The organism is Extibacter muris (assembly GCF_004345005.1).
Taxonomy (GTDB): Bacteria; Bacillota; Clostridia; order Lachnospirales; family Lachnospiraceae; genus Extibacter; species Extibacter muris.
Window position 1 is genome coordinate 23,401 of the sequence record NZ_SMMX01000026.1, and the last position, 6,658, is coordinate 30,058.

General features: G+C 48.3%; 10 protein-coding genes and 1 riboswitch. Of the genes, 5 read left to right on the forward strand and 5 right to left on the reverse strand.

Annotated features, from left to right (window positions below):
* The first annotated feature begins 83 nt into the window (after positions 1–83).
* The 4 genes from E1963_RS18100 (at position 84) to E1963_RS18115 (ending at position 3,431) form a co-directional block, all read left to right on the forward strand.
* Complete coding sequence (locus tag E1963_RS18100) at positions 84–1,316, forward strand: LCP family protein (RefSeq protein ID WP_243117798.1); 1,233 nt, start codon at positions 84–86, stop codon at positions 1,314–1,316.
* A gap of 82 nt (positions 1,317–1,398) precedes the next feature.
* Entirely contained in the window at positions 1,399–2,871 is a 1,473-nt protein-coding gene (locus tag E1963_RS18105) for a cohesin domain-containing protein (protein ID WP_132281119.1), read from the forward strand.
* 33 nt (positions 2,872–2,904) lie between these two features.
* On the forward strand, positions 2,905–3,126 hold the full coding sequence (locus E1963_RS18110) for a hypothetical protein (RefSeq protein WP_132281122.1): 222 nt from the start codon (positions 2,905–2,907) through the stop codon (positions 3,124–3,126).
* Between the two features lie 26 nt (positions 3,127–3,152).
* On the forward strand, positions 3,153–3,431 hold the full coding sequence (locus tag E1963_RS18115) for a hypothetical protein (RefSeq protein ID WP_243117799.1): 279 nt from the start codon (positions 3,153–3,155) through the stop codon (positions 3,429–3,431).
* Between the two features lie 101 nt (positions 3,432–3,532).
* Here E1963_RS18115 and E1963_RS18120 read toward each other — a convergent pair whose 3' ends face one another.
* Positions 3,533–3,784 (reverse strand): helix-turn-helix domain-containing protein, encoded by a 252-nt coding sequence (locus E1963_RS18120; protein WP_132281128.1) that lies wholly within the window; start codon positions 3,782–3,784, stop codon positions 3,533–3,535.
* On the opposite strand from E1963_RS18120, the gene E1963_RS18125 reads away from it, so the two are divergent.
* Entirely contained in the window at positions 3,735–3,944 is a 210-nt protein-coding gene (locus E1963_RS18125; RefSeq protein ID WP_243117800.1) for an ABC transporter permease, read from the forward strand. The two genes, E1963_RS18120 and E1963_RS18125, sit on opposite strands and share 50 nt — an antisense overlap.
* Positions 3,945–4,118: 174 nt before the next feature.
* Here the strand turns inward: E1963_RS18125 and E1963_RS18130 are convergent, their stop codons facing one another.
* The 4 genes from E1963_RS18130 to thiT form a co-directional block, all read right to left on the reverse strand.
* The gene (locus E1963_RS18130) at positions 4,119–4,610 is read right to left on the reverse strand and encodes a prolyl-tRNA synthetase associated domain-containing protein (RefSeq protein ID WP_132281131.1); all 492 of its coding nucleotides are present in this window, start codon (positions 4,608–4,610) and stop codon (positions 4,119–4,121) included.
* A gap of 16 nt (positions 4,611–4,626) precedes the next feature.
* Complete coding sequence (locus E1963_RS18135) at positions 4,627–5,181, reverse strand: helix-turn-helix domain-containing protein (RefSeq protein WP_132281134.1); 555 nt, start codon at positions 5,179–5,181, stop codon at positions 4,627–4,629.
* Between the two features lie 82 nt (positions 5,182–5,263).
* Positions 5,264–5,512: a DUF3781 domain-containing protein gene (locus E1963_RS18140; RefSeq protein WP_132281137.1), complete on the reverse strand. Its 249-nt coding sequence runs from the start codon at positions 5,510–5,512 to the stop codon at positions 5,264–5,266.
* A gap of 104 nt (positions 5,513–5,616) precedes the next feature.
* Positions 5,617–6,183, reverse strand: coding sequence for an energy-coupled thiamine transporter ThiT (gene thiT / locus E1963_RS18145; protein WP_132281140.1), 567 nt, complete (start codon positions 6,181–6,183; stop codon positions 5,617–5,619).
* A riboswitch (TPP riboswitch) is annotated at positions 6,180–6,285 on the reverse strand. Its footprint overlaps the gene before it by 4 nt.
* Positions 6,286–6,658: the final 373 nt, after the last annotated feature.

The window sequence follows — 6,658 nt, forward strand, 5'->3', positions numbered from 1 at the left end:
TGCCAGGCAGAAGTTGCGGATTGTTCCATAATATAGTAATATGATGTAGGATTAATGAGCAAATTGTAAAAAAGGAACTGATTATGGCGAAAAATAAAAAGTCTCTGAAGGCCGAGAAAGCAATCAAGGTAAAGAGAAAGAAGAAACAGAGAAGAAGGCGCAGGGCTGTCGTGCTGGTAGTGGAAGTCATCATGCTGCTTCTGCTATCAGGCGTGGCATACGCAATGATGAAGTTTGATAAACTGCAGGCGGTAGCAATCGACAAGAAGGACCTTGAGCTTAATGAGGGCGTGGAAGAGAAGGAAGGATACACGACGATAGCACTCTTCGGCGGCGACTCCAGAGATGGGCAGCTGGAGGAGGGAACGCACGCAGATACTATCATCGTTGCCTCGATCAACAACAAGACGAAAGAGATAAGGCTTGCTTCTATCTACCGGGATACGCTTCTGCAGCAGAAGAACATGGGCTATAACAAGGCAAACCATGCGTATTTTGCGGGCGGGCCGGCTGAATCCATCAGTATGCTGAATAAAAATCTGGATCTCGACATACAAGATTATGTGACGGTTGATTTTAAAGCTCTCGTAGACACGATTGATCTGCTGGACGGGCTTGACATCGATATCAAGCAGGAAGAAGTCCAGTATATGAATGAATTCCTTCAGGAGACAGCGGATGTTGCCGGTACGAAGGCTGATTTTATTACGAAGTCGGGAGAACAGCACCTGGACGGGACGCAGGCAGTTACATATGCGCGTATCCGTTCTACAGCAGGCGGCGATTACACCCGTACAGAGCGGCAGAGGCTGGTGATTGAGAAGATATTTGAAAAAGTGATGCATACAGATCTGGCCACCATCAATAAGATAATCGATACGGTGTTTGAACAGGTATCTACAAGCTTTTCGCTGAAGGAACTGATTGGCCTGGCTTCGGATGTCACAAAATACAAGCTCGGGGAGAATACAGGATTTCCGTTTGATGTAGAGGACGGCCTCACATATCAGAATGCAGGCAGCGTAGTCATCGCGCTCGGCCTTGCTGAAAATGTGAAGCAGCTGCACGAGTTCTTATATCCGGATGAAGAGGCTCGGGAAGTATCAGAGACCGTCCAGAATATATCGGACGAGATATCTTATGTGACCGGTGTCGTAAGGCCGGCGTCGCTGGACCAGGGCAGTGGTAACGGAGACGGAACCGGCGGCAATGGAGATGGCGGATATGACCCCGGAACGGATGGAGGGTATGACTCCGGAACGGACCGCGGAGGAGGGACGGCCGGATATACAGACGGTTCCGGAACGTACGAGTAGAAACATTTTTTGTAAAATCCGGTCGGATGTGATAGAATATTCCTAGTATTGATTTGAATCGAAGGAGAAAGAGGATAAGAACATGAAGATATTAAAGAAGATCAGCATAATATTATTAAGTCTGTGCTTATGTGTCCCTTGTTTTTCAATGGTTGCCCAGGCGGCGGACGGGCGTATCTCATTTACCGACCCGGAGACGGCTGTCGGGGATATGGTTGAGGTGAAATGTGTGGTCAAGTCGACAAGCGGAAGCCTCGGCAATATAGAGGTGAAGCTGACCTATGACAGTGCGGCGCTCAGATTCGACTCCGGCGACGGGGTGACGGCGGCCGGCGACGGCTCCCTTACCTGTACCGGTTCCGGCGGGTCAGAAGAAGCGACGTTCAACATGAAGTTCCAGGCGTTAAAAGAAGGCGATACGAGTGTCAGCGTGGCTGGCGCGACGATAGCTTCCAGCAGCGGAGGAACCCTTACCCTGGATCAGGGAAGCTCAACGGTCAAGATAGCGGAAGGCGACCCTTCCAAGATTACAGACACAGGCAGTACATCAGGCGCTGATGACATCGAAGTGGATGTGAACGGGACAGCATATAAATTATCCGATAATTTTGCAGAAGCCGATATTCCGGCTGGCTATACGAAGACGGAAGTACAGTTTGAAGGCCAGGCCCGCCAGATGGTGACTCAGGAATCAAGCGGGATTACGCTCGGCTATCTTCTGGACGGGGAAGGAAAAGGCGACTTCTTCCTTTACAATGCAGACGACGCAACTTTTTCTCCTTTTGAGCAGATAAATATCTCCGACACGACATCTATAGCACTTCTCAGTGAAAAAGCCGGCAAGAAACTGCCAAAGACATTCCAGGAAGTGACCTTGACGCTGAACGGAAAAGATTTCCCGGCATGGCAGAATACGGAAAAAGACGGGTTCTATGTCGTGTATGCCGTGAACAGCAAAGGGGATAAAGGGTATTACCAGTATGACGACAGCGAGGGGACATACCAGCGTTATGAAGCGTCCGGCGGCACAGAAGAGAAGACGGATGATTCCCTGATGGGCAAGATAGGACGTTTTATCGACAAGCATATCCAGATGATGGTCCTCATAGCAGGCCTCGGCGTGATTATCGTCGTTATCCTCATCATCGTTCTGGCTGTGAAGCTGCACAACCGCAATGCCGAACTGGATGACCTGTATGACGAATACGGGATTGATGAAGAGGAAGAGGAAGAGCCGGAGAGAAACAAGCCGGCGGTAAAAGAGAAGTCGGCGACAAGGTCCGGGCTCAAAAAGAAGAAGGACGAAGATAATTTCGATGATTTTGACGAGGACGACTTTGAAGAAGACGATTTTGACGATGATTCGTATGATGATGACGGCTTTGACGACTTTGAAGACGGTCTGATGGATGATGACGACTTTGAACCATATGACGATTCCTATGAGGACGAGATTGACGATCTCGATGATCTGCTTGGAGAATCCAAGCCGAAGAAGCGTTGTCATGAGGAGACGGATGATCTGTTCAAGGTGGATTTCATAGATTTAGATTGATGACAGGGATATAGAATACATCCCGCGGACCGGATGACAAGGTCCGCGGGATGTTCTGTTATAAATGATGACAATATCCTGATAGACAGACGGCCGGTTTATGATAGCGAGTCTTTTGCCGACAGTATCCTGTACGGCACACCTGTATCCGTGACGGTGTCTGACGGCGTGGAGCCGATCAGGATGGTCAAGGCCGCCCAGATGTCGCTGGTGCAGAGACGTCCGGTGAAGCTTTGTGAGATTTTGGAGTGCTGAAAAAGCACGCCAAGGATGCCCAGATAGTGAAACATAACATAGGACGTTCCGGACTGAATCCGAACGGGAATTACCGGAGAATTGACAGAGGATTCCGTTTCCGCATGCCGGGGTGGAGGAACATAAGCTGGAAGAACGTGATTACAGAGCTGGCCAGGGTAGGTTATTTCGGCTCTCTCAACTTTGAACATGAAGACATCACGATGAGCCGTCTGGATGGAATAAGCAAGACCTCGGCCTATCTGAAGCCTATGCTTATCGGGGCGCCGTTCGAGGGAAGAAATGACCTGAACTTCCGCTTCTGATAAGACGGGAGCAGCCAGGAGATAAATTGTAAATAATGGGAACTGAGGGTCTTTGTCCTTCTGGTATAATTTGAAGCAGAAGAGCAAAGACCCTCGTCCTGTCATTTTATCGTGTTTTTCTTATATTCTCTCGGAGAACAGTGCATGTACTTGCGGAAGACCTCGGAATAATAGCTGGAGCCGGAAAACCCGACCTGGTTGGCAATCTCCGTAATCGTGTATGTATCAGATACGAGAAGGGAGAGGCTTTTCTGTATCCGGTAGCGGAGCAAGTTTCTTATCGAGGCGCTTATGATCAGCCTGATGGGATGCGCCGTCGGGATCTTCCTCTCCTGGGTTGCCCTCCAGATCATATCAGGAGTGGGCGGAGAAGGTATGAATTATTCGCTGCGCCTGGGCGTGGTATGGATATCAATTGTATTTTCCATGGGAATCGGTATTATCTTTGGCATATATCCGGCGAACAAGGCCGCCAAAAAGCAGCCGATTGAGGCGCTCAGGTATGTTGGGTAGGTAGCCATCGGGCGGGGGGCGGGGACGTATGTGAGACTGGCAGATGCCGGAGGAACGTGAGAAGAAGTGCTCGGAAAAGCAGGAAAACTGGTTGTATAATTATATCATTGACACGGTACAAGAAAGGGACAGATGAGCCGGAGGCGGCCAATCTGTCCCTTGCATCTTATATGGCTATAATTTGATTTTCATGACATCTACATCCAGATTCCAGAGAAACTTGTCCAGGTCCTTGAAGGACAGGAACACGGTCGCCGTGTTCTCCAGCGGATGGATGCCAAGGCTCTTGCAGCGCCCGAGGTCCTTGTCGATGAAGAATTCCACCGCATGGTCAGCGTCGTTCATGAGCCCGAACGGAGAGACGCTGCCCTGCTTAAGGCCCAGATACTGCTCCAGCCGTTCTTCTGAGGCAAAGCTTAAGTTGCCTGCACCGAGTGCACGGCCGAGAGATTTCAAGTCAACGGTCTTTTTCTCATCGCACGTCACGAGAAAATGGCGTTTCCCCTTGGCGTCGCGCAGGAACAGATTTTTGCAGAGCGTTCCTTTGGCGGGAAGCCTGAGACGGTCCATATCCTCCATCGTGTGTACCGGTTCGTGCTCCACCACTTCGTATTTGATGTTCAGCTTGTCCAGTGCGTCGTATACGCGTTGTTTTTGATCTTCCATTTCTTCTGCTCCTTTCTTAATTCGGATAGTGCACGACGATACATGCAGTAACCATCCCTTTTCCAGTATTTTTATAGATATAGTCATCAAAAGCATTGTAAACGGCGGAATCGCCGGCTTCCAGCACATATTCCGTGTCCTTGAACACGAGTGTCAGCTGTCCGCTGTATACGGTGATGAATTCACGCGTGCCTGCCATCTGCCTGTTTCCCTCCATCTGTCCGCCTTCATCGAATTCAAAATCAAAGATTTCAAAATCCTGGCCGTTCCGGAAGCTGAAGACCGGATACAGACGGTAACGACCGTCATCGCTGATAAGAGGCGCGACTTCTTTCTTGCCCGTTCTTGAAAACGGGGTAGGCTTTGGCGCGGTAAATGCCGTTACGGGCACCTTCAGGCCAAGAGAAAGCTTATACACCGTGGATATCGTCGGATTTACTTCGCCTCTCTCCAGCTGGCTGAGCATGCTTTTGCTGATGGAGGTGAGGGAAGACGCCTGTTCCAGGCTCAATGCCTTGGATTTGCGAATTTCCTTTAAGTTATCGGCTATCAGCTTATTTAAATCATCCAAATGTATTCCCTCCCCATATTCCAGTATATAGAATTTTTTTCTATTATATTGCAAACCGGGAAGAAAGTAAAGACGGGTTCTGCTACTTTTCTTTATGCGCTGTTATGATTGTGTAACTGTTCGCATTGATGGTTAGGATACAACAGTCAAAGTGGACATACCAGTTTTTCCCTTTTCTTGTGGCAGATGCACTGGGATGCTTCATCTTCTCTTTGCACCAGTCAACCACCTGATCCGTGTCCAGAAAAAGATTTTTCTTGATGCGTAAGGCGCCTAGCTCCGTTGTATGTAGGCGGTCAAGATGAAGGAGCAGTTCATGATTCCTATCCATCTTCTTATTACCTCCGTGCTTTTTGATAATGATACTATAAGATTTATATATAAAAGTGCCGCAAAACAGAAGATACGTAACTGTTTTGCGGCACCTCTTGCCAATTAGACGACTGTCTGCACCTTGACATGTTTCAGCGCCTTCGTGGCTGGCGGCAGCGATAGGATGACAAGAGTAATCACAGCTTCGGCCCCAAGGTATGACCCCTGGTAGAGTGCGGAATAAGCCCACGGATTCATCCCGTCCGGCGTATAAGATGCAAAAAATATGACACCGGAGAGAAGGGAGCAGATGAACCTGCCGAGGACACCCACGATATAACCCGCCTGCAGACCATATTTCCTGTCAGAAAAGAAGCCGGACAAACCGAGCGCTCCGAAAGCAAGCGGATAATCGAGCGCCACCTGAGGGAGCGAGAGCATGTACGGATCTACGACAAACTGAAGTATTCCATAGGCAGCCCCGGCCAGTATACCGTACTTCGGACCATACCAATATCCTATGAGACAGATGAACAACATGGATAATAAAGTGACGGAACCTCCCATAGGCATCTCCCACACTTTAATGTAAGAAGTCACCATGGCAAGAGCGATTCCAACTGCAGAAAACACGAGTTTCTTAGTGACAGCACTTGAAGAAGCGCTGGTCTTGATACTTGATTTTGACATATTAGATTCTCCTTCCTTACGCCGGCATTACCCGGATCAAGTTATAAGGGTCTGGACACAATCGTGCCCATCTCAGCCATATCGGCGCCCCGTTCAACTACTATAATAGTCAGAAAATAAGGATGTGTCAAGTACGGGGGGGTGTACGGAAGGGGTCTGCCCCCTTTGAATTGTTTCAAATAATTTATACTTTTTTAATTGCATGTTGCGTTGATGAGAAGTAGAATAGAGAGAGAGAGAGTAATTGAAAGAAAGTCTAACTATTAAAAGTCAAGACCTAAATTGAATTTTTTGAAAGATTTGCAGAAATGCATTTCAGATAAATCAGTACCTTGAAAACTGCATGACAAACAGAGCATCTTTAAAGATGCTCAAAAAAAGGAGATATGGGTTAGAAAGGCTTATGTAGCTGTGATATATGCCTGCCCGGATTTTTCCAACTGATAGATAACTCGCACCAGTTTCTTTGCAGCAT